Source organism: Oceanospirillum maris DSM 6286 (assembly GCF_000422865.1).
GTDB lineage: Bacteria > Pseudomonadota > Gammaproteobacteria > Pseudomonadales > Halomonadaceae > Oceanospirillum > Oceanospirillum maris.
This window is the reverse complement of the sequence record NZ_AUGW01000015.1, coordinates 80,905-102,044: the sequence shown is the minus strand read 5'-3', so window position 1 is coordinate 102,044 and position 21,140 is coordinate 80,905. Positions and strand designations below refer to the sequence as shown.

General features: G+C 45.9%; 19 protein-coding genes and 2 pseudogenes. 11 read left to right on the top strand and 10 right to left on the bottom strand.

All coding sequences use genetic code 11. From position 1 onward, the window contains the following. Positions 1-267: 267 nt before the first annotated feature. Positions 268-894: pseudogene (locus G517_RS21355) on the top strand (transposase). A 201-nt stretch (positions 895-1,095) separates the two neighbouring features. On the opposite strand, the gene G517_RS0107510 reads toward G517_RS21355, so the two are convergent. Next, positions 1,096-1,368 (bottom strand): type II toxin-antitoxin system RelE/ParE family toxin, encoded by a 273-nt coding sequence (locus G517_RS0107510; protein ID WP_028303897.1) that lies wholly within the window; start codon positions 1,366-1,368, stop codon positions 1,096-1,098. Beyond that, a complete protein-coding gene (locus tag G517_RS0107505) occupies positions 1,361-1,639 on the bottom strand; it encodes a type II toxin-antitoxin system RelB/DinJ family antitoxin (protein ID WP_028303896.1) in 279 nt (92 codons plus the stop codon). The genes G517_RS0107510 and G517_RS0107505 overlap by 8 nt, the downstream gene beginning before the upstream one ends. Positions 1,640-1,812: 173 nt before the next feature. Between G517_RS0107505 and G517_RS18220 the strand changes: the two are divergent. The 5 genes and pseudogenes from G517_RS18220 to G517_RS0107485 form a co-directional block, all read left to right on the top strand. Then, positions 1,813-2,290 (top strand): annotated as a pseudogene (locus G517_RS18220) (transposase); the annotation flags it as partial. After that, positions 2,284-2,481 carry a HigA family addiction module antitoxin gene (locus tag G517_RS20455; protein ID WP_084632116.1) on the top strand — a complete coding sequence of 66 codons (198 nt, stop codon included), beginning with the start codon at positions 2,284-2,286 and terminating at the stop codon, positions 2,479-2,481. The pseudogene G517_RS18220 and the gene G517_RS20455, both read left to right, overlap by 7 nt. 179 nt (positions 2,482-2,660) lie before the next feature. Then, positions 2,661-3,320, top strand: a complete 660-nt coding sequence (locus G517_RS0107495) for an NADPH-dependent FMN reductase (RefSeq protein WP_028303895.1) — start codon at positions 2,661-2,663, stop codon at positions 3,318-3,320. Between the two features lie 425 nt (positions 3,321-3,745). Further along, positions 3,746-4,450, top strand: coding sequence for a DnaA regulatory inactivator Hda (hda, locus tag G517_RS0107490; RefSeq protein WP_028303894.1), 705 nt, complete (start codon positions 3,746-3,748; stop codon positions 4,448-4,450). A 135-nt stretch (positions 4,451-4,585) separates the two neighbouring features. Next, a complete protein-coding gene (locus G517_RS0107485; RefSeq protein WP_028303893.1) occupies positions 4,586-5,500 on the top strand; it encodes a GGDEF domain-containing protein in 915 nt (304 codons plus the stop codon). Positions 5,501-5,657: 157 nt separating this feature from the next. Here the strand turns inward: G517_RS0107485 and G517_RS0107480 are convergent, their stop codons facing one another. After that, positions 5,658-7,043 carry a sodium-dependent transporter gene (locus G517_RS0107480; RefSeq protein WP_028303892.1) on the bottom strand — a complete coding sequence of 462 codons (1,386 nt, stop codon included), beginning with the start codon at positions 7,041-7,043 and terminating at the stop codon, positions 5,658-5,660. 113 nt (positions 7,044-7,156) lie between these two features. After that, the gene (locus G517_RS0107475) at positions 7,157-8,236 is read right to left on the bottom strand and encodes a Glu/Leu/Phe/Val family dehydrogenase (protein WP_028303891.1); all 1,080 of its coding nucleotides are present in this window, start codon (positions 8,234-8,236) and stop codon (positions 7,157-7,159) included. Positions 8,237-8,843: 607 nt separating this feature from the next. Here G517_RS0107475 and G517_RS18215 point away from each other — a divergent pair. Further along, positions 8,844-10,499: a sensor domain-containing diguanylate cyclase gene (locus tag G517_RS18215; protein ID WP_036590775.1), complete on the top strand. Its 1,656-nt coding sequence runs from the start codon at positions 8,844-8,846 to the stop codon at positions 10,497-10,499. Between the two features lie 122 nt (positions 10,500-10,621). Here the strand turns inward: G517_RS18215 and G517_RS18210 are convergent, their stop codons facing one another. From G517_RS18210 to arsC, 3 genes are all read right to left on the bottom strand, one after another. After that, positions 10,622-11,083, bottom strand: coding sequence for a DUF2069 domain-containing protein (locus G517_RS18210; protein ID WP_051206200.1), 462 nt, complete (start codon positions 11,081-11,083; stop codon positions 10,622-10,624). A 99-nt stretch (positions 11,084-11,182) separates the two neighbouring features. Next, the gene (wrbA, locus tag G517_RS0107460) at positions 11,183-11,779 is read right to left on the bottom strand and encodes an NAD(P)H:quinone oxidoreductase (protein ID WP_028303890.1); all 597 of its coding nucleotides are present in this window, start codon (positions 11,777-11,779) and stop codon (positions 11,183-11,185) included. Next, the gene (gene arsC / locus G517_RS0107455; RefSeq protein WP_028303889.1) at positions 11,776-12,126 is read right to left on the bottom strand and encodes an arsenate reductase (glutaredoxin); all 351 of its coding nucleotides are present in this window, start codon (positions 12,124-12,126) and stop codon (positions 11,776-11,778) included. Before arsC ends, wrbA begins: the two co-directional genes overlap by 4 nt. Positions 12,127-12,210: 84 nt before the next feature. Between arsC and G517_RS18205 the strand changes: the two genes are divergently transcribed. The 4 genes from G517_RS18205 (at position 12,211) to G517_RS0107435 (ending at position 16,205) form a co-directional block, all read left to right on the top strand. Next, positions 12,211-13,476 (top strand): YihY family inner membrane protein, encoded by a 1,266-nt coding sequence (locus G517_RS18205; protein WP_051206199.1) that lies wholly within the window; start codon positions 12,211-12,213, stop codon positions 13,474-13,476. 79 nt (positions 13,477-13,555) lie between these two features. After that, positions 13,556-13,861, top strand: coding sequence for an acylphosphatase (locus G517_RS0107445; protein WP_051206198.1), 306 nt, complete (start codon positions 13,556-13,558; stop codon positions 13,859-13,861). Positions 13,862-13,980: 119 nt separating this feature from the next. Beyond that, the gene (locus G517_RS0107440; RefSeq protein WP_028303887.1) at positions 13,981-15,162 is read left to right on the top strand and encodes an NnrS family protein; all 1,182 of its coding nucleotides are present in this window, start codon (positions 13,981-13,983) and stop codon (positions 15,160-15,162) included. A gap of 137 nt (positions 15,163-15,299) precedes the next feature. Then, positions 15,300-16,205 carry a DMT family transporter gene (locus G517_RS0107435; protein ID WP_084632114.1) on the top strand — a complete coding sequence of 302 codons (906 nt, stop codon included), beginning with the start codon at positions 15,300-15,302 and terminating at the stop codon, positions 16,203-16,205. A 56-nt stretch (positions 16,206-16,261) separates the two neighbouring features. Here the strand turns inward: G517_RS0107435 and G517_RS20040 are convergent, their stop codons facing one another. The 3 genes from G517_RS20040 to G517_RS0107420 form a co-directional block, all read right to left on the bottom strand. Next, the gene (locus G517_RS20040) at positions 16,262-18,400 is read right to left on the bottom strand and encodes a PAS domain-containing hybrid sensor histidine kinase/response regulator (protein WP_051206197.1); all 2,139 of its coding nucleotides are present in this window, start codon (positions 18,398-18,400) and stop codon (positions 16,262-16,264) included. A gap of 104 nt (positions 18,401-18,504) precedes the next feature. Beyond that, positions 18,505-19,200 carry a lytic transglycosylase domain-containing protein gene (locus G517_RS21045; protein WP_084632113.1) on the bottom strand — a complete coding sequence of 232 codons (696 nt, stop codon included), beginning with the start codon at positions 19,198-19,200 and terminating at the stop codon, positions 18,505-18,507. 24 nt (positions 19,201-19,224) lie between these two features. After that, positions 19,225-20,940 carry a proline--tRNA ligase gene (locus G517_RS0107420; RefSeq protein ID WP_028303884.1) on the bottom strand — a complete coding sequence of 572 codons (1,716 nt, stop codon included), beginning with the start codon at positions 20,938-20,940 and terminating at the stop codon, positions 19,225-19,227. Positions 20,941-21,140 lie beyond the last annotated feature (200 nt).

The window sequence follows — 21,140 nt, the reverse complement described above, 5'->3', positions numbered from 1 at the left end:
AGCCCTTGCCATTCGCTAGTAGTTAACATCTAATAACGACATAAATCGCTAAGGATGGTGACCTTCCTACAGAGGACTTTCACCTCATTAGTTCATGCCCATGCTGGGCGTACACAAGGCAATTAAGTCGGACTCGTAACAGCTTGCTCGGTTCCGCTTCGCTACACATTTTAGCAAGCTATTACAAGCCGCTTATTGCGGCGTTCAGGCTGTAGAAAAACCTCCCGAACTATGATCTGATCGGGTTTTGAAACGCAGGAGGCGGTGATGGCTCGATTTAAGCACTACGACTACAACCAAACGTCGATGGTGGTGATCAATTACCTGGATCAGTTACAGCCAGGGTCATTTGAGCATGCCCTGCACTACCTCGTTTCTGAAAAGCTGGAGCTGTCCGCGTTTCACCAGCCTTATAAGAATGATAGCGAAGGCCGCCCAGCCTACGATTCAGTCATTCTGCTAAAAATCATCCTGTTTGCTTACTCCAAAGGCATCACCTCCAGCCGTGAGATTCAGTGGTGCTGCGAAACCAACATTATCTTTAAAGCTCTCTCCTGCGATACTGTCCCGCACTTCACGACCCTTGCTCATTTTGTTAGCAGCCAGCCAAGCCATTGAAGACTTGTTTGAACAGGTACGTAGGGGCTTTTAGGCCATGAACTCTTTGCCATTGATGGCTGTAAGATGAAGCACCGCGTCGACAGCCCCCACGGCAAACAAATCTACAGCCACCGGATGTCCGTTGTCGAACCGGTCTTCGGCAACATCGGCACCAACAAAAGACTGAACCGCTTCAGCCTGAGAAGTAAAACCAAAGTACAGGGCCAATGGCAGCTTTATTGCCTAGTGCATAATGTAGAAAAACTGGCAAAATACGGACAGCTCGGCCAGTAAATCAGAGTGAATACAGCCTTAAACAGGCACTGAAAGCAGTATGGAATCGAGCTGACAGACGACCAAAGCCTGAAAAGGCCGGAAACACAGAATAAACAAACGATGGCCGATAAAACCAGTCATTGAAAATAAACAACAGAAAACGAGCTGTTGGTGGGAGAAGCGGGTTAGAAACAGGTTTTTCTACAGGTTCGTTACATGCTATCGGAATAGTTCGCTATGAGTTCCAATTCGAGCAAGTTTGAGACAACCACCTTCAACTTTGTATATTAGAACGAGATCTGGTTTTACGTGGCAATCTCGATAGTTGTTCCAATTACCGGAGAGTGCATGATCGACGTACTTTTCAGATAAAGGCTCTTCAAGTTGGAGCTGCTTGATTACGTGTCCGGCCTCAACAACATCAGGAATCGGCAATTTCGCTATCTTTTTGAAGTCTTTCTTAAACTGAGAGGAGTATTCAAGTTCAAGCATCGTCGAGCTTACCGATGTTCAAGTCATTGAATAGTTCGTCAACATTGGCCGCTGTATTGCCCTTTCCGGATTCGAGTTCAGCAATAGCCGTTGCTGTTAATGAGTTCGGTTGCTTGGCTTTTAACTCAAATGGGATGCCGCCATAATTAATGACTGCCTTTGCAAAGAGCTTAATAGCTTGTGAGGGGCTTAACCCTAAATCTTCACACACGTTAGTAAAAGCTAACTTTGTATCGTGGTCTATTCGGGTGCTGAGCATTTCAGTTTTCATAGTATCACCGCGCATATAATGTTTTACAATGTAATACAAAGTATAGCAAAATACATGTAACAAGGCCAAGCACAGGGACCTCCGCTTCGCTGCGGCCCGTGTTGGCAACGTTCAGGCTGTAAAAAACCTCCCGAACTATGGTCTGATCGGGTTTTGAAACGCAGGAGGCGGTGATGGCTCGATTCAAACACTATGACTACAACCAAACGTCGATGGTGGTCATTAAATATCAGGAACAGCTTCAGCCGGGTACTTTTGAGTATGCTCTGCATTACCCCTGTTTTTTATAAAGAGACTGAAAAGCTGGAGCTGTCCGCGTTTCACCAGCCTTATAAGAATGATAGCGAAGGCCGCCCAGCCTACGATCCGGCGATTTTGCTGAAAATCATACTGTTTGCTTATTCCAAAGGCATCACCTCCAGCCGTGAGATTCAGTGGTGCTGCGAAACCAACATTATCTTTAAAGCCCTGTCCTGCGATACCATTCCGCACTTTACCACCCTTGCTCATTTTGTTAGCAGCCAGCCCCAAGCCATTGAAGACTTGTTTGAACAGGTGCTGCTGATCTGTGATCAGCAGGGGCTTTTAGGCCATGAGCTCTTTGCTATTGATGGCTGTAAAATGCGCTCCAATGCCGCTAAGGAATGGTCTCTGCTTCAACTCTGAATCGTGAGCTTAAAGGGCAAAGCTCAATAACTCCCGAAATGGCATTGAGATTGTCTAAGGCTTTGGGCAGAAGTTCAGAAAGCTGGCTATCGATGCAAGGCAATTACAACCTTTGGCAAGCGAAGAAAAATGTTACTTTAGTCAAAGTACACCCTATCAATTTCGCTTTGGCGTAATGGGAATATAACAAGCGCCTAAACTTCGATAAGGTAAAGTTGTCATGGTTTTGGCAAACAACGCAAAAAACCACGCGAACACATAGAAGCAGCATTTTTAGTACAAAAAATGATCAATTTTGAGGTAGAGGTTTTTCTACAGCCTCGTTATGGGGCATTGCTATCAAAAGGAGTTTCGAATGAAATTTTTGGTTTTCTTGGGCACTGTACGCGATAGTACCCCTCCGAAACCGGCACGCTTGGGTGTTCGGGTTGCAGAAGCGGTCATCGAATGCCTGAATAGTCAATATGCCGAATATGAGGTGGAGTTGATTGATGCTTTGGATTATCCAACAGAACCCGTCTTCAAGCCGCACTTCGCTTACCCACGAAGCAAGGCGCCTTCGGAGCTCAATCAATTGGCAGAGAAGATAGAAAGTGCCGATGGATTTGTTATGGTCAGCCCCGAATATAATCATTCGATGAGTCCGGCGCTTGCGAACCTGTTGAACCACTTCGGTAGCTCTTTGTTCTCCTACAAGCCGAGTGCGATTGTTACCTATTCAGCAGGGCAATGGGGCGGGATGCGTGCAGCGGTTGCAATGCGTACGTTTCTCTCAGAGCTCGGCTGCCTGCCAGTTTCTGCAATGATACATGTACCCAAGGCGCAGGAAATCTTTACAGAGGATGGTTCGGTGCAGCCCCATGAGGATCAAGGCTCTTGGTTCGGATATTTTGGTCGAACATTTACCCAATTGACTTGGTGGGCTCAGGCTACGAAGGAATATCGAGCGCAGGTTGATCCGCATAACTTGGTAAGGGATTTTAAGACGGATCCATCCGAGCGTAACGCGCCTTAGACGGGTTTTCTTTGTATTAAGCGAGTGAAAAGAAAACCTCGGGTTCATCCTAGTTATCTGCGGAACGAGTGTCATATATAATTGCCAGCGGTTTACACGGAGCTGTATCCGCTGAGTATCAACAGGGAGAAGTTGTTATGTCGAAAGGCCATTTAATGTCTTTGTCTTGGTGACTTAAATCACCTTGGTTGGTGGCAAGCGTGGCTTTGGCCTATAGATTGGCTGTGGCGGCGGGCTGGTTATAGCTTTTTTAGTGATGAACTGAGATAAATTTTTGTTGATAGGTAAAAGTAGAAAGGAGATTGTTCAGGAAACGGGACAATCCACCCTAAATTGCTGTATAAATGAACAACACGCTTTCAATTGTCGCTCAAAGCGGCTAATTTATTGTTCATTCTGGTTTTTTTAAGGTAAGTCATTGAAATATGGCTGATTTTCAAGCTTCTCAGCTTTCGCTAAGCATCGGCCTGCGGGATGATGCGACATTTGCTAATTTTTTTCCGGGTGATAACGGCTATCTTCTGGAAGCCTTTAAGATATTGATAGCGGGTCAAGGCGAGCCGTTTCAATATGTCTATGGCCCTCAAGACTCTGGTAAAAGCCATCTGTTACAAGCTTTGTGCCATTTGGCCGATGCTCATGGGTTGCGCTCTGTTTATCTTCCCCTTGATGAGCTTGCGCTTTTGTCTCCTGATCTTTTAGAGGGATTGGAGGCGCTGGACCTTGTCTGTATTGACGATCTTAATCTTGTGGCGGGTCGTGCTAAGTGGGAAGCCGCTTTGTTTCACTGCTTTAATCGACTGAGAGATGCAGGTAAAATTCTTGTTATTTCTGCTGATGCGCCACCAGCAAAGTTAGGTGTCAAGCTGCCAGATTTATCTTCTCGGCTTGCTTGGGGGGTAACGACAGGATTACAAAAGTTAAACGATGAGCAAAAAATTAGCGCATTTAAGCTCAGAGCCCATGAGCGCGGGCTAGAAATAACAGAAGATGTTGCGCGGTATATTTTGCATAGAAGTCCGCGAACATTACGAGAGCTTTTTGATATGCTTTCTGTTTTAGATCATGCGTCTTTAATGGCGCAGAGAAAGTTAACGATACCTTTTGTAAGGGAAACGCTGCGCTGGTAGTAGAAGTATTCGTTTTGTACTCTGCTTCGACATATAAAGACAAAGCGTTACCTTTTGTTGCTTTTATTGAAGGCAGATACGGGGTATTTTCTTAGCGTATATAATATAAGAATTAAAGGCTTAAAGGAGAACGCAATGATGGCTGTGTCAGATCAACTCATTGGAGCCGCTATTGCTCAGTCAAGGGAATTGTTACTACTACTGGATCCTAAAGACCTTAGTTTTATCTACAGTAACTCGGCGGCAGAAACTGCTTTAGGCTACGCTGCCGGTGAAATTTGTAGTCTTTCCCCCCACGATCTTTTTCCAGAGTTCTCTGCCCCAGAGCTCGTTGCGATTATAGAAAGCCTTTCAGGGCTTCCTAATCAATATATGACGATGAACACAGTATTGGTATCAAAGCTTGCGGGCATGCGTGATTACTCTCTGCAGCTGCAGTCAATTAAAATTGATAATCAGAGCGTCTTGCTGATCTCAGGGCATGATGTCACTGAACGAATGGCAGAGGCGGATCAAATGCAGGAAATGCTTGCAGAGGCTCAAATGGGCTCCATGCTTGATCCTGCGACGGGTTTGATTCAGCGGATTTATTTCTTGCCTTATATGCATGCCGTTATGAGAAAGTCTCAAGAGATACAAAAGCCCTTTGGTTTGATGTTGCTTGATCTTGAGAACATGCCTGAGATTAACGGAGAATACGGACAGCCTGCCGGTGAGCGTGTGTTGTTGCATATTGGCCAGATTGTGAAGCGCGTGGTTGAAGCGCCTGAGTATGCATCAAGGTTCTCAGGTAAGAAAATATGCTTGCTACTACCTAATGCTTCAAAGGCTTCTGTTCAAGAGCTGGTTTCGCACTTGATGCGAGCTATTGCCCGACTATCTTATCCTGATTGGCCTAATTTGAAGATAAAAGCTCGAATGGGTATCTATTTTGGTAAGCCTGATGTTGATCCAGAGGTATTACTTGAACGTGTTGGTAGTGATTATCGTGACCGTCGATTGAACGATAACGAGATACTAACATTGTTAAATCCTTTGTTGGACGACTAACAATTAATAATAAATAGACCACGTAATGAATAAGTAATAGATAAGTTCTAGATAAGTAAGTTCTAGATAATATTGTAAAAGGCAGGTTTAAAAAAACGGATACAAGGCTTAAGCCTGTATCCGTTTTTTTTATTCTGTTTTATTGGCGACTGTTTGTTTATAACAGGTTGTAAATAAAGACAATAATGACGGCAACTGGAGTGATATACCGAACGGTATTCCAGAATAGATTAAAGCGTGTCGAGTCCATTGCTAGTTCTGCGGCAACATCCTCTTTCTTCATAATCCAGCCTACATAAAGGGCCGCCAGTAATCCCGCCAGAGGCAGCATGATATTAGCCGTTAGGTAGTCTAGAAGATCAAAAATAGTTTTACCTTCAAACGCTGCAAACATGCCTAGAGGGTGTACATCGCTCCACAGATTTAGGGATAGAATCGACAAAATACCTAGGGCCCAAACCGCAGCACCAGCGAATATTGTTGCTGTAATCCGAGTGAAACCTGAGCGCTCTTCAAGCCATTCAACCGAAGGTTCTAATAGGGAAATAGCAGAGGTTAGTGCGGCAAAAACCAGTAAAGTGAAGAACAGCGTACCAATTAATGAGCCTAAAGACATGCTGCCGAATGCTAAAGGCAGAGATACAAAGATCAATCCTGGGCCAGAGCTAGGCTCCATGCCGTTAGCAAACACGATAGGGAAGATCGCAAGACCCGCCACTAGAGCAACCACCGTATCCATTAAGCCAACGGTTATAGAGGTTTTGGCAATAGAGATATTATCATCAAGATAAGAGCCATAAGCCATCATGACGCCCATACCCAAGCTTAGGGTGAAAAAGGCATGACCCAAAGCTGTTAGCACGCCCTCTGTTGATAGCTTAGAAAAATCAGGCGTGAACAAAAAGCTTGCACCTTGGGCAAAGCCTGATGTAGTCATCGCATAAATCATCATTATGACCAAGAGTACAAACAGTGCTGGCATAAGATAGGTTACGGCTTTCTCAAGACCTGCTTTGACGCCGCGAGCGACAATAAAGATAACCGTTATCATAAAGACACTGTGCCAGAACAGCAGTGATGTCGGGTTGCCAAGCATTGCGCCAAATAAGCCGCCAATAGCATCGCTATCTTTACCGACAAATTCGCCGGAAATAGAGGAGCCAACATAGCTAATTGCCCAGCCGCCAATAACGCTGTAGAACGATAAGATCAAGAAGGCCGCGATAGTCCCGATGGCTCCAATAGAGATCCATCCTGAGCTGGCGTTATGCTGCTTAACCAGCTCCCGCATGCTCGCAATTGGGCTTCGGCCTCCTTTGCGACCAAGGAGCACTTCGGCCATCAAAATAGGAAGGCCAACCGCCGCAATACAAAGAAGGTACACTAAAACGAAGGCACCGCCGCCATTTTCACCCGTAATATAAGGGAATTTCCATATATTGCCTAAGCCAACGGCAGAACCTGTTGCCGCTAAAATAAATGCCCAACGCGACGACCAGTGCTGGTGCGCTCCGCGAGATGTTGTTGTATTTGTTGTAGACACGAGTCTCTCCTTGGTTTCTTTGTATGAGCATGGCACTGTCATTTTTCCAATAGTAAAAGCGACAGTGTCATGCCTGTTCTAATAATAACTGTTTAGGGAGTTCTACTAAAAAGCTATGGTAGCTGATGGTTTTTTTCTGGGTTGGTGAAGCGCTCTTTTGCGACTAAATCGGCAATAACGTGTGTTGATTGCTGCTCGCTGTCGGCTCGGGCGAAGATCTCCATTAGCGTGCTGTGAATCGATTCTATATGGACGTTAACGGCTTGAAGATCAAAATTACCCATGCGCTCATAGCAGACATCAATAATGCCGCCAGAGTTAATTGCGTAATCTGGGGCGTACAAAATACCGCGCTGGCGCAGAGCCTCACCATGAGACGGTTGATCTAACTGGTTGTTAGCCGCACCAGCAACAACGGTCGCTTTTAGCTGGCTGATCGTTTGATCATTTAAAATACCGCCCATTGCGCAAGGGGCAAAGACGTCGACATCAAGGCCGTATATTTCATCAGAGTGGACAGCGGTTGCCCCCAGTTCTTTTACGCAACGTTGAACCATATCATCGTAAATATCGGTGACCCACAATTCTGCCCCTGCGTCGCGTAGGTGGCGAGCAAGCCTGAACCCAACATTACCCACACCTTGGATCGCAACTTTCAGCCCGCTCAGGTCTGAGCGACCTAAACGAAACTCCACCGCAGACACCAAACCTCGATAAACGCCATAGGCTGTAGAAGGTGATGGATCGCCACTTCTTAACTGGCCGTCGGCACAGGGTTTTTCCATAATGCCAGCCACGTAAGAGGTTTCTTCCGCCATGACTTTAAGATCAGGAACACTGGTGCCAGAATCTTCTGCGGTGATGTATTGGCCATTAGCAGACTCAATAAAACGTCCCATCGCTTTTAAAAGCTCTGATGTTTTCTGTTGGCGAGGATCCCCAATAATCACCGCTTTACCACCACCCAATGGGAGGTTGGCTAAGGCAGATTTGTAGCTCATACCACGAGATAAGCGAAGTACATCTTTTAGTGCCTCATCTTCATTGGAATAGGGCCACATGCGGCAGCCACCAAGGGCTGGGCCAAGATTGGTGTTATGAATGGCGACGATGGCCTTTAAGCCAGATTGAGGGTCATGACCAAAGAGAACACGTTCGTGTTCATCAAAGTCAGGGTGGCTAAATATGTTCATGGTGTATTCCGTTCTTATTTTTTAGGCTTTTGGCCTCTGGAGCTGAAGTGCTTATGGCGCTTCAGATTCATGTACTGTGCGGCGTGATATCACATCATCAAAAGGTATAAGGGTAGATACCTAATCGCGCAGCAGTAGCTCTAGGGTATGCCTCTGCTTTTCCGTTGATGTGCACAGTAATGGACTGATACACATATTGTATGCCAACAATTTTAAACCCTTTAAAAACAGTAGCTTACTATTTTATATCGTAAGAGTCATTCGATTTTATTACTTTGGTGTTACTAGAATACACAACTATGTTACTTGTGTTTTATAGTGAATATGACTAGATATAGGTTTTATACAAAATAAATAACTGCCTTTTTCATTAAATCCAGTTTTGGCTTGTCGGTTGTATGCATGACTGCTGTTTTAAGGCTTTTGGCGGTTTGCTGGCTTTCATTGCTAATGAATATATAAGCGTTTACAGGGTATAAGAGGAGGCTAATAGAAAACATTAAGAATAAGGATAAAATCGTACAATTCATCTAATATAGAAAGGGAGATATCTGATTTTTCAGCGTTGAGTTGCCATGCTTATTTATACCAAAAGGATACATATTAAATGAAGGTCTACTCGAATAAACTCAGCTACATAACCGTTTGCTTTGGCTTTATCCTTTCTGCGTTGGTTGCTTGGAGTATTGATGAACTGAAGAATGATTCGGTTGAGACTCAGCTTAAAAGTGAAATGAAGGAGGTGTCTTATTATATCTCCCGCGAAATGTTTGTGCATTTTGAGGCGCTTTATGGTCTTCAAGGCTTGTTTAGTGGCTCGACTCTGGTGACACAAGAAGAGTTTAATCGTGTGGCTAATGACAGTCTTTCTAGGCTTTCAGAGCTGGACTACCTTGGGTGGGCTCCTATTGTTGCCGATAAAGATAGAGTTGCATTTGAGCAGGCTCAAAGGATGACCGATCCAAGCTTTAGAATTCAGGAACGTGTGGCTTCTGATGCTGGCCGCTGGATACAGGCAAAGTCAAGAGCCTCTTATTACCCTGTTGTTTATCACGTCAATAAAGGTGTGACAGTAACATCTCGAATGGGTGCTGATCTTGCTGCCAATATACCGTTGAATGAAGCCATTAAGCGTGCATTAGAAACGGGGTCTCTTGTGGTGACAGAGCCGTTAACGATCAAGGTGAATACGACAAGTCATAAGGCGGTGTTAGCAGCCCTTCCTGTTTATCAAGTGGATAATGGCCGTGCTCATGAGAGAGCTGGAAGTCGTGGTAATGATCTAGGTAAACCTACGGGTATTATCGTAGGGCGTTTTACTTTGGATCGTATTATGCTTGGTGCCATGTCAGGTATTTCTAGTTCTGGTTTGCACGTGGCCTTAATAGATACGGTTTCACTGGAGCAAAATGGCAGCGATAAAGCGGTTCTTTTTTCTCGACATCCTGTTACAGGGCCTGTTTTAGAGATGCAGCAGCATTATATTATTAATAATGTAGGTGGGCGCAGTTGGCAATTGGTGATTGCGCCTTCAGAAAATTATATGAATGACCGGAAAAGTGAACTGTCCTATGTGGTTTTAATGGCGGGTCTACTTATTTCTGGCCTGCTAGCCGCTTATTTGAGGCTATTATCTCGTCGTAGTTTCGAAATGAGTTCGGTGGCGAAAGATCGTCAGCAAGCCTTGAAAGAAGCCAATAAAAAATTAGCGCATTTATCACAAACCGATGGTTTAACTCATATCGCTAATCGCCGCTTTTTTGATGAGAGTCTTATTCAAGAATGGAGACGAGGTAAGCGAGAGCGACATCCGGTTGCCTTAGTGTTGTTTGATCTTGATTTCTTCAAGCAATACAACGATCAGTACGGCCATCTTCGTGGTGATGAGTGTTTGCGCAATATTGCGGAGTTAATTGGCTCCGTTGTGAATCGCCCAGGCGATTTGTTTGCTCGATTTGGCGGAGAAGAGTTTATTCTGCTATTGCCGAACACGCCGGAAGAAGGTGCCGTACAGATTGCAGAACAGTGCCGAGAATTGGTGGAGTCGCTTGCGATACCTCATCATAAGTCATCTATTTCAGAGGTGGTGACGATTAGTGTTGGGGTTTGTAGTTTGACGCCTGATAGCACGGTGACTGAATCTGATATGCTCGATTTAACGGATCAAGCACTGTACTGCGCGAAGGACAGTGGGCGTAATTGTGTTGTAAGCGCCAATCAAAAGAACTTTACACCCCGTGAAGATGAGTCGAGTAATGCCTAACGCGTTTTAATGGCGATTGTAACCATAACGCGGATTGTAACCATAAAGAAGGCAAGGCAGGTATTATCCTGACTTGCCTTTTTTGACTGATTTTTTTCTATCACTTTCCCTGACGATGTTGATTACTTCTGGTTTGCCTTTCCTGCTGGGCTCTCAGTTTCTGGGCTCAGAGCTGCATCAGGCTGTGGGTTAAGCGCTTTAATACGCAGGCTTTCCCAGCGAGAAAACATCATCGCAGCAACAAACAGAATCATGGATAGCACAGAAAGGCCGATACCGACCAGTTGATTATTTGGCAGAAAGGCCTGATCAACACCGTGCATAAAATAAAGTAAGCTGACAAAGCAGATCCAAGCATGTGAACGAGGTCGTCGTAGCCAGATACCCGGTGCAAACAGAAGTAAAGGCAGTGTTGGCATCAGAGCCAAAATAGCGATGACATTAAGGGGTGCGCCCTCTTTGACCAACAGGAAACCATTTGCGATAAGTAATGCGATTATGCCGAAATAACTGAGCAATACCCAAAATCGGCTTTTAGCGGCGAGGCTGGCAATATCTTTACCTGCTTCGAGGCGGTTCATCATTTTTCTCACAGAAGCTCCTGTAGAGTATTAGGGGAAGTTTTAATTAAAGAGCATCACGCTTGCAAAGCCATAAGCCATAAGCCATAAGCCATAAGCCACTTAGCCGAGGCGCAGGGCTAATTCTGCAATACGTTTACCTTGGGCTTGGCAAAGCTGTAACTCGGTACGGTCAACAGGCTGATCACCTGATTTCCCCGCAACATGACTTGCACCATAAGGTGTTCCGCCGGTTTGAGTATCCAGCAAAGCCGTTTCGCTGTAAGGCAAGCCTGCGAGAATCATACCGTGATGCAGTAGTGGCACCATCATCGAGAGCAGCGTGGCCTCTTGACCGCCGTGCAGGCTGGATGTTGATGTAAACACCGCTGCTGGTTTATTGATTAAAGCGCCATTCATCCAAAGGTCGCTGGAGGTTTCTAAATAGTATTTTAGGGGGGCGGCCATCGTACCAAAACGCGTTGGGCTACCCATAACAAGCCCTGTGCACTGGCGCAAGTCTTCGTCAGAGCAATACAGATCCCCCGTTGCTGGAATTGTATCGCTAACGGCCTCGCACTCTGATGATATCTCAGGCACGGTGCGCAGGCGGGCTTCTATACCAGAAACAGACTCGACACCCAGCGCAATCGCTTCCGCCATCTTACGTGTTGCACCGTGCCGTGAGTAATACAACACTAAGATGAAGGGTTGGCTCATACCAACAGCTCCAATACGTTCTCAGGAGGTCTGCCGATCGCAGCCGCTGTCTCAATCTCGGCAATGGGACGTTCAATTAACTTAGGCGTACTAACCATCGCGGCAATTAAGGCAAGATCATCGCTGTCTTTGCTTAAGCCAAGCTCTTTAAACTCTGCTTCTTTGGTGCGCATCATCTCGATAGGGGTAACGTTAAGCTTCTCTAGTAAGATACGGATCTCCGCTTCAGAAAGCGGTTCGTCTAAGTAGCGGCGAATATGAGGCTCAACACCATTTTCTTGCAGTAGCTCTAATGTTGCACGGGATTTAGAGCAGCGAGGGTTGTGATAAAGCGTAACAGTCGGCATGAGAGATCCTTGATACTGATCAAAATAGGGTAGAATGGCGCTATTCTAACGATCTGAATCGCCTACGAAAAGGAGCAGCTAACCATGGCATTAACTTTAAGGCAAGACGGGCTAGGGTTATTGCGTTTTGTGACAAAGCGTTTTATCGGTCAGGAGTGTCAAAAAACCGCCGCCGCACTGACCTATACCACGTTATTTGCGTTAGTTCCTTTGATTACTGTGGCCTATGGGATTATGTCGGCACTGCCAAGTGGTGCGGGTATTAGCTCTAGTATTCAAGACTTACTTTTTAATAATTTACTGCCTGAAAGCAGCTTAACCGTTAGTAATTATCTGGCAGACTTTGCTCAACAAGCACGAAACCTTACCTTAGTAGGGGTCTTGTTTTTGATTGTTACGGCTATTTTGATGATGAAGGCGATAGAGCGGGCCTTTAATGGCATTTGGTTTATTGCGGAAGACCGAAAAGGAGCCAGCAGCTTTTTACTCTATTGGTCAGTGTTAACCTTAGGGCCGCTGTTAATGGGTACGGGCATGGCTTTAACGTCTTTTGTCCTATCCCATCGGTTGTTTTTGGATGCGGTGGAGATGTTGGGAGCCACTGCTATATTGTTACAACTGCTGCCGTTATTGACATCATCTCTTGCCTTTATGATGTTGTTTTACTTTGTGCCGAAAACACATGTACCCATTCAGCATGCTTGGTTTGGTGGTGTTTTTACCGCGTTATGTTTCGAATTGGCAAAATGGGTGTTTACGCAATTTGTCAGTCAGTCACAATCTTATCAAGTGGTGTATGGCGCTTTTGCTGCTGTGCCTTTGTTTCTTTTATGGGTTTATATTAGCTGGAATTTATTGCTGTTAGGGGCCACTTTTGTGATGGCTTTGGGCCGCTACCAGTCTGGATGGCGAGAGACGGATCAAGAGCCTTTTATTGTGGCGCTACGAGTGCTTCAAGCGCTGTATTATAAATGGCATGGCAATGAGCCTTTATCCAACCAAGATCTACAGCAGCTTTTATCGCCGTTATCCATACGCCATCAGCGCGAGCTACAGCAAATATTGCAGCAGACCGGCTTTTTAGTCAGTGTTAAAAGTGATGTGCCGGTTAAAGGTTGGCCTAAATCATACTGGCAATTAGGGCGTGATCTTTCAGGATTAAGTCTCTGGCAGTTATTTAATTTGTTGCCTTGGCCGATACCGGCTAGTTTATTGGATGTTGAAATGGATTCCACGCATAAAGAGGGATTCTCCCTTTTGCAGCCATCTGTTATAAACGTACTGCAGAATTATTTACGTTTAGGGGAAGCGCACTTATCCCCGTCTGCGCAGACTCTTTTTAAAGACTGACTTTTAAAGACTGATGTTATTGATGCCAGGTTATTGATATCAAAGACTAATAGCTTAGAATCGAAAGGTGGTGATTTTAATGCAGGTACAACCCTCATCCAAGAACACTCCAACAGGGGTTTTGGTTAAAGCGATTAATGTTACTGGGCGCGTACAGGGCGTTTGGTTTCGGAAAAATACCCATCAGCAAGCAGAGAAACGTTTGCTTGAGGGCTGGGTGATGAATCTTGATGATGGCTCTGTTCAGGTTCATGTGCAGGGGCCGAAAGATGAGGTAGAAGATCTTATTGAATGGCTTTGGAAAGGTTCGCCGCTTTCCCGTGTGGATCACGTGCATATTGTGGATACAGAGCCCCTTGCTTTGACAGGGTTTCATATTCGCTGAGCCGAAAGAATCACAGGAAAGGTGGCTATATCATTTATCTCGTTCTTGTTTGATTTAAGCCAAGTAAATTACTCGGGTATTCCGTAGAATGGCCTCAGAATCTTTCAGAGGCTTTCTTTATGGCATCGACATCCCAGCTTTCTTACCGGTCTAACCTTAATTTCTCATACTCAGCGTTATTCTCTTTGGGTTTTCGTCCTTTTTTCCTATTAGCCGCAGTGTTTGCGGTGGTCTTGATGCTTATTTGGGCGCTTGAGCTGAGGGGTATTACATTTGCAAACTACTACCCCAGCATTCTCTGGCATAGCCATGAGCTGATTTTTGGTTTTACGACAGCGGTTATTAGTGGCTTTTTGCTGACAGCTGTAGGCAACTGGACAGGCAAAGTGATGTTACACGGCCATGGGCTAGCTGCTCTGGTTTTGCTTTGGTTCGCTGGTAGGACACTGCCTTTTCTTCCGGTGGAGCCTCTTGTGGTTGCGGTGGTTGACCTTGCTTTTTATCCGCTATTAATCGCGGCGATTACCAAGCCTATTTTGCAGAATGGTAAGATGAAAAACATGGTCTTTGTTATTTTCTGTGGACTGATGGCATTAATGAATCTGCTGGTTCATCTTGATGTGTTAAATATTGCCCCCAATATGGCCCACCTAGGGATCTATGGTGCGCTTAATGTTGTGGTTCTGGTGATGTTGATCATCGGTGGGCGTGTGATTCCTTTCTTTTCCGAGCGCGCGATACCGGACTATAAAGGTCGGTCGATTACGGTGGTGGAAAAACTGGTTTTGCCGGTTGCGGTTATCACTTTTCTTAATGATTTATGGCAGCCTCTGGCACTTTGGGCTTATGGCTTATCGGGGTTACTCGCACTCTTGTTACTGTTGCGGGTGGGGAGTTGGTTCGATCGTCGTTTGTTGAGTAATCCCCTGTTATGGGTGCTTCATGGCGGGTATTTGATGATCGCCCTAGGGTTTTTATTGAGAGCCTTGTTACCTTGGCTGCAGCTATCGCCTTTTATTTATATTCATGCGTTAACCGTTGGAGGCATTGGCTTACTGACGCTGGGCATGATGTCCCGAGTGGCCTTAGGACATACCGGAAGACCTTTAAAGCTACCGCAAGTGATGCACCTTGCTTTTTACTGTTTGCTGGTCGCCCTTGTGTGCCGAGTTCTTGTTCTGGCTTGGATACAGAAACCGTTTCTTTACGATATGTCCGCAATGTTCTGGATGCTTGCCTTTGGCCTGTTCGTGCTAACGTATATACCCGCCTTGGTATCGCCTAGGGCTGATAAAGGCTAGTTGGGCTGCGAGATCGTATTTTCTAAGACATCAATAGCATTTTCTAAGGCATGGATAGCGCTTTATATGGCCTCGGCTCTTTTATTGTCTTACCCTGTGGTAAAAATACATTGTAAGTAAATAAAATAGGAGCCGCTATGGCCGTGCTTTCACTTTTTATGCAACGCCATAAGCGTTGGGTCTTTGCTTTGTTGCCTTGGATCTTTGTCTTATTATGGAGCACCGGTTTTATTGGTGCTCGTTATGGTCTCCCCCATAGTGAACCCTTTACCTTTTTGAGCTGGCGTATGGCTGGCAACCTTTTGGTCTTTATGGTGCTAATGCAGGTCTTTCGAGTGACGTTGCCGCGAACCCTGGCGCTCTGGAAGCAGCAGCTAGTGGTTGGGGCCTTAGTACACTCGGCTTATTTAGGCGGCGTTTTCTCTGCGATAGAGCTTGGTATGCCCGCAGGTTTGGCGGCGTTGCTGGTGGGCCTGCAACCTTTATTAACGGCACTTATTATGTCGGTGGTTTATCAAAGCGCCCCGAGTATTAAGCAATGGTTGGGTTTATTGCTGGGCTTGTTAGGCGTGACACTGGTATTAACCAATGGCGATGCTGGTTTTATGGATAATGGCAGTGTCTCAGGGGTTCAGCTCAGTTGGATTCTGCTTGCACTAGTGGGTATTACTTTAGGGACACTTTATCAGAAAAACTACTGCCAGCCTCAGCCGCTATTAGCTGCAACCTTTATTCAATACTTATCCAGCCTTATGGTTATGCTACCCGTAGCCCTTTTGACGGAAACAATGGTGGTTGAATGGCATGGCGAGTTTATTGGTGCCCTTGTTTGGTCGGTATTGGTTCTGTCTGTTGGCGCTATTCTTTTATTAATGATGCTGATTCAGGCTGGGGAAGCCACCAGAACGGCCAGCTATTTTTATCTGGTGCCTCCGGTAACGGCCCTAGAGGCGTGGATTCTTTTTGATGAACAACTGACCTTGGTTGCTCTGCTGGGTATGGTGATTACCGTTTTTGGTGTTTATTGGGTTAATAAAAAATAGCGCTTCTCTTTTTCTTTCGCTTCCCCTTTCCCTGTTAACTTTTAAGATATTAAACACTAGTGGCTAGACAGCCACTGGTTTAATTGGCGGTTAAACTCAGGAATATTAATAGGTTTTGTCAGAGAGGCGCTAAAGCCAGCGGCCTCTGCCTGCTGGCAATCCACAGGGTTGGTATTGGTTGAGAGCGCGACCAGTATACAGCCCTTATCAAGACCTTCGTTTTTTATGTGTTGTATCAGGTCGATACCCGATAATTGCGGTAAGCTGGTATCCAAAATAACCAAGTCAGGTGACTCATGACGCAGTATGTCTAAACCTTCTTCCGGTGTTGTTGCGGTTAGCAGCCTGTCCCCATAACGCTTACTGTATATTTTTTTAACCAACATACTGTTACTTGGGTTATCTTCGACATAAAGCGTTGTCGTTTTCTGGCTTGCTTGGTTCGCTTCATCGAGACTTTGATCCGCTGTATGAGTGGTAAGTGGTAGGTTGTTTTTGCGGTTTAAGGTTTGATAGACCTCTGCATTACTTTCGGCTAAAGGTAGCGCCAGAGAAAAGGTGCTGCCAACACCAGGTATACTACTCACTTCAATGCAGCCGTCCATCGCTGCTGCTAGTTTTTGACAAATCACTAAGCCAATGCCGGTGCCCTGCCGTGTGGTTGCTTCCATACCCAGTCGTTCAAAGGGTTGGAAGAGCTTATCCAACTGCTCTTGTACCATGCCAATGCCAGTATCTGTGACATGGATTTTAAACTGTTCGGTGGTTTGTTCTGTATGTAGCTTGATCGTGCCATGTTCTTGGTTGTACTTAATTGCATTGCTGATTAAGTTCAGTAAAATCTGCTTAATACGACGCTCGTCCCCGAGTACGACGGCGCTAAGGTTCGGGGGAAAGCAGGCTTCCATCTTGATCTTGTCTCGGTCAGCCATAGGCTTGTTCAGAGCCATGGTTTCTTGAACCATAGGGATCGGATTTAATGAACTGATATGAATATCAATACGCCCTGCTTCAATCGTCGAAAGATCCAGAATCTCATCAATCAATTGCAATAGGTGATTACTGGCTTTGCGGATCTCTTGAAGGCTTTCGATATGCTCTTCTGTGAGATCATCCTCATCCATCTCCATCAGCTGAGCGTAGCCTTGAATTGCATTCAGTGGCGTTCGCAGCTCGTGACTCATACTGGCAAGAAATGAACTTTTAGCTCGATTAGCCTGCTCAGCATTTTCTTTAGCGTACAGCAACTCTTCCATCATTAGCTTACGGCCAGTGATGTCTCGGTAGATGCCCAAAATGCCGGTAATGGTTTGGTTTTCATCTTTTATCGGCACTTTGTTTAACTCAATCCAAAAATGGCTGTCGTCACGACAGTGTAAATAATAGTTTTTATTCTGCACCTCTTGCCCAAGGTCTGTAACGAGGTGATCATCCTGCTGGAGCTGCTCCATATTAGTGTTGTCGATGATTTCTTTAATGTCGAGGTGTTGTATCTCGGAGGGATTTATATCTAAGCGTGCGGCTGACTTTCTGTGATCAATATGCGCTAAGTCTTGTATTAATCGGCGATTTCCCCCTTGAATATTACCGGCTAAATCCTGCCAGTACACACCGGCAGGCATGTGATTGAGCACCAGTTCAAACATCCGCTCTACTCGTTGACGCTCTAGCTTTTCAGTCTGCCATTGTATGGTCGCATGGGCATGGCTGCGTAATCCTTGTAAGGTTTTAGCAAGATTCGCCAAGATGGGGCTAAATGGAACCTCTGAAAAAGACGGTTTTTGGTCGTTTTGGGCTAATAAGATAAAGGCATCATGGCGGCTAATCGGCAAGAAAAGCAGTACTGTATAATGGCTTAGCGTATCAGGGAGTAAGTTTTTGAAGGATTCTTCCGATAGATAACCACTTTCCTCAGGCAACGCCATATTAAGGGTTAGGCTTTGGCTATCTGCTTTTGGATTGACGATAGCCTGCTCCCCAGTTTCCCCACCAGCTTCTCCAACAACAATCTGCTGACTGATCACAAAGGAAAAGTGATCGTTAGATGGTTCTATTTGAGTGATAAACAAACCCACTGGCATCTGTGTGAGGCTGGTTAGGTGCTGCAACATTTTTTGCACTAATGATTCTTCGCTGGACTCAGAACTCATTAACAGCGCCATTTCGTAAAGAGTGGCTAGGTTTTTATCGCTCATATTGATTTCTCGTCAGGGTTGTTTATACCCAAGGGCAGAAGACAGTCTGTTACATTATGGAATAAAGGGATGCTGCTGCCCATCTTATCTTTGACACTTAAGCGCTATCGAGGTTGCCAGTGACGGGCCCAAGCACGCATTACTTTTTCAGGGTAGATGGTTTGCCCTAGGCTGCCGTTGTAACGGGCTAAGGCTCGGGTGACATCGTAATGCTCTTTTTTTAGATAATAAGCCAGTATGGCGCAACCGTATTTTAGGTTGGTCGCTGGGTCAAATAGATTATCTGTGGAGCGACCAATCTCTTTACGCCAAAACGGCATCACCTGCATCAGCCCTTCAGCACCGGCAGAGGAGGTTACTTTGGCCCTAAAGTGGCTTTCAACCTCGATTAAAGCCAGTATTAGCTCGGGCATAATACCGTGCCGGTAAGCCTCTTGGTGTAATTGACGTAAGAAAACAAGGCGCTGCTTGGCATCGGGCATATAGGGTTTAAGCCGTTGACTCATATCCATTAGCCACACTTGGGCAGAGAAAGCATCTTTAAAGCTGTCGCTTTGTGTGCTCTGTTTTAACTGTTGAATCAATTCAGGGTCAGGGGCTTTTTGAGAGGCCTGGGCAGTTTGAGAAGCCAAGGTGATTTGAGAGGCTTGGGCGATCGTTTGCGAAAAAAATATCAGTAGAACAAAGCAGAGGGTGGCCGTTAGGTTTTGGGATTTTTTGGCTAGGTATGGGCGGCTTTGAAAGGTGGATATTAGGATGCAAAAACGCCCAAGCTGGGCTAAGCCTTGGGCGCTTCTCATCGCTAATGTTTCGTCTTTAACGGACTATTTAGCAAAGGCATCTTTCAGGAAATCCATAACGGTTGCCTGATCGATCATGGTGTTGTCGCTATCACGGCGGCCACGGTATTCCAGCTGACCTTCTTTTAGGCTGCGCTCACCAATCACGATACGGTGTGGTACACCTAACAATTCAAGATCGGCAAATTTAAAGCCCGGACGACTGTCGCGGTCATCCAGCAGCACATCGTAACCGGCAGCTTTTAGCTCGGCGTACAGCTTGTCGCTGGCTTCTTGCACCATCTCAGATTTGTGAGCGTTCATCGGTACAATGGCGATCTCAAATGGTGCAATCGCTTCTGGCCAGATAATACCGTTCTCGTCATGGTTTTGCTCAATGGCAGAGGCAACCACGCGGGTTACACCGATACCGTAGCACCCCATCGTCATTGGCACTGGCTTACCGTTGTCACCGAGAACCGTGGCGTTCATCGCTTCGCTGTATTTAGTGCCCAGCTGGAAGATATGACCCACTTCAATACCGCGTTTGATCGAAAGCGTACCTTGGCCATCAGGGCTAATATCCCCTTCAACCACGTTACGAATATCTTCAACCTGTGGCAGCTCTAAATCACGCCCCCAGTTGAGTCCAAAGTAATGCTTGTCTTCGATATTGGCACCCGCACTAAAATCAGAGGCAACGGCAACCGCGCGATCAACAATGCACGGAATACTAAGGTTGATTGGGCCTAGGGAACCGGGGCCTGCGCCCATGACCGCATTGATCTCTTCATCGGTGGCAAAGGTCAGGGGTGCCGCGACAATCGATAGGTTTTCAGCTTTGATCTCGTTAAGGGTATGATCACCGCGCACGATTAAAGCCACAAACTCCGCATCGGCTTCTTCTGCCGCTTTTACGATCAATGTTTTAACGGTTTTCTCGATCGGTAGGTTGAACTGCTCAACCAGTTGATCAATAGTTTTTGCGTTTGGTGTGTCGACTAAGGTCATCTCCTCAGTCGGCGCATCCGCTTTATTCTGTGGGGCTACCGCTTCCGCTTTTTCGATGTTAGCGGCGTAGGTGCCTTCGGTGTTAAAGACGATATCGTCTTCACCGGACTCTGCCAGTACGTGAAATTCGTGGGAGCCTTCACCACCAATAGAACCGTTATCTGCCAGTACCGGACGGTAGTTCAAACCTAAACGATCGAAGATATTGCAGTAGGTTTGATACATCACCTCGTAGGTTTCCTGTAAGGATTCCTGAGTGGCGTGGAAGGAGTACGCATCCTTCATGATAAATTCACGGGAACGCATCACACCAAAACGTGGACGGATCTCATCACGGAATTTAGTCTGTACCTGATAGAAGTTTACCGGCAGCTGCTTGTAACTTTTTATCTCTTTACGGGCCATATCCGTGATTACTTCTTCGTGGGTTGGGCCCACACAGAATTCACGTTGATGACGGTCTTTAAAGCGTAGTAGCTCAGGGCCGTACTCTTCCCAGCGGCCAGATTCCTGCCAAAGCTCTGCAGGTTGAGCTGCAGGCATTAGAACCTCTTGAGAAACCTTGTCCATCTCTTCGCGCACAATGCGCTCAACTTTACGCAGGGTACGCAAACCCAACGGCAGCCAAGTGTACAAGCCTGAAGCCAATCGACGGATCATACCGGCACGTAACATCAACTGATGGCTGATTACTTCAGCATCAGCAGGAGTTTCTTTTAGGGTGGAAATTAGAATCTGACTGGCGCGCATAAATACGGTCTCTGGCTTAATTCATGTTGGAAAATGCTGCTAATTGTATGCGTTCGGTGAGCTAGCGTACAGAGGGGCGTTATTCTTTAGCGGATCGGCCAGATCATGGGATCTGGCTTATTAGCGCTTTTGGACTTAATGAGCTCTTCAAAGAGCCTGATTTTACGCTTATCTTGATCTTTTACTTAGGCTTAGAGATT

Excerpts from the sequence above, each read along its gene's own strand:
- G517_RS0107485 (WP_028303893.1), top strand. The coding sequence starts at position 4,586 with ATGATGGCTGTGTCAGATCAACTCATTGGAGCCGCTATTGCTCAGTCA.
- G517_RS0107445 (WP_051206198.1), top strand. The coding sequence starts at position 13,556 with ATGCAGGTACAACCCTCATCCAAGAACACTCCAACAGGGGTTTTGGTT.
- G517_RS18205 (WP_051206199.1), top strand. The coding sequence starts at position 12,211 with ATGGCATTAACTTTAAGGCAAGACGGGCTAGGGTTATTGCGTTTTGTG.
- G517_RS0107495 (WP_028303895.1), top strand. The coding sequence starts at position 2,661 with ATGAAATTTTTGGTTTTCTTGGGCACTGTACGCGATAGTACCCCTCCG.
- G517_RS0107435 (WP_084632114.1), top strand. The coding sequence starts at position 15,300 with ATGGCCGTGCTTTCACTTTTTATGCAACGCCATAAGCGTTGGGTCTTT.
- G517_RS0107510 (WP_028303897.1), bottom strand. The coding sequence starts at position 1,368 with ATGCTTGAACTTGAATACTCCTCTCAGTTTAAGAAAGACTTCAAAAAG.
- G517_RS0107505 (WP_028303896.1), bottom strand. The coding sequence starts at position 1,639 with ATGAAAACTGAAATGCTCAGCACCCGAATAGACCACGATACAAAGTTA.
- G517_RS20040 (WP_051206197.1), bottom strand. The coding sequence starts at position 18,400 with ATGAGCGATAAAAACCTAGCCACTCTTTACGAAATGGCGCTGTTAATG.
- G517_RS18210 (WP_051206200.1), bottom strand. The coding sequence starts at position 11,083 with ATGATGAACCGCCTCGAAGCAGGTAAAGATATTGCCAGCCTCGCCGCT.
- G517_RS20455 (WP_084632116.1), top strand. The coding sequence starts at position 2,284 with ATGGTCTCTGCTTCAACTCTGAATCGTGAGCTTAAAGGGCAAAGCTCA.
- G517_RS18215 (WP_036590775.1), top strand. The coding sequence starts at position 8,844 with ATGAAGGTCTACTCGAATAAACTCAGCTACATAACCGTTTGCTTTGGC.
- G517_RS0107475 (WP_028303891.1), bottom strand. The coding sequence starts at position 8,236 with ATGAACATATTTAGCCACCCTGACTTTGATGAACACGAACGTGTTCTC.
- G517_RS0107420 (WP_028303884.1), bottom strand. The coding sequence starts at position 20,940 with ATGCGCGCCAGTCAGATTCTAATTTCCACCCTAAAAGAAACTCCTGCT.
- G517_RS21045 (WP_084632113.1), bottom strand. The coding sequence starts at position 19,200 with ATGAGAAGCGCCCAAGGCTTAGCCCAGCTTGGGCGTTTTTGCATCCTA.
- G517_RS0107440 (WP_028303887.1), top strand. The coding sequence starts at position 13,981 with ATGGCATCGACATCCCAGCTTTCTTACCGGTCTAACCTTAATTTCTCA.
- hda (WP_028303894.1), top strand. The coding sequence starts at position 3,746 with ATGGCTGATTTTCAAGCTTCTCAGCTTTCGCTAAGCATCGGCCTGCGG.
- arsC (WP_028303889.1), bottom strand. The coding sequence starts at position 12,126 with ATGCCGACTGTTACGCTTTATCACAACCCTCGCTGCTCTAAATCCCGT.
- wrbA (WP_028303890.1), bottom strand. The coding sequence starts at position 11,779 with ATGAGCCAACCCTTCATCTTAGTGTTGTATTACTCACGGCACGGTGCA.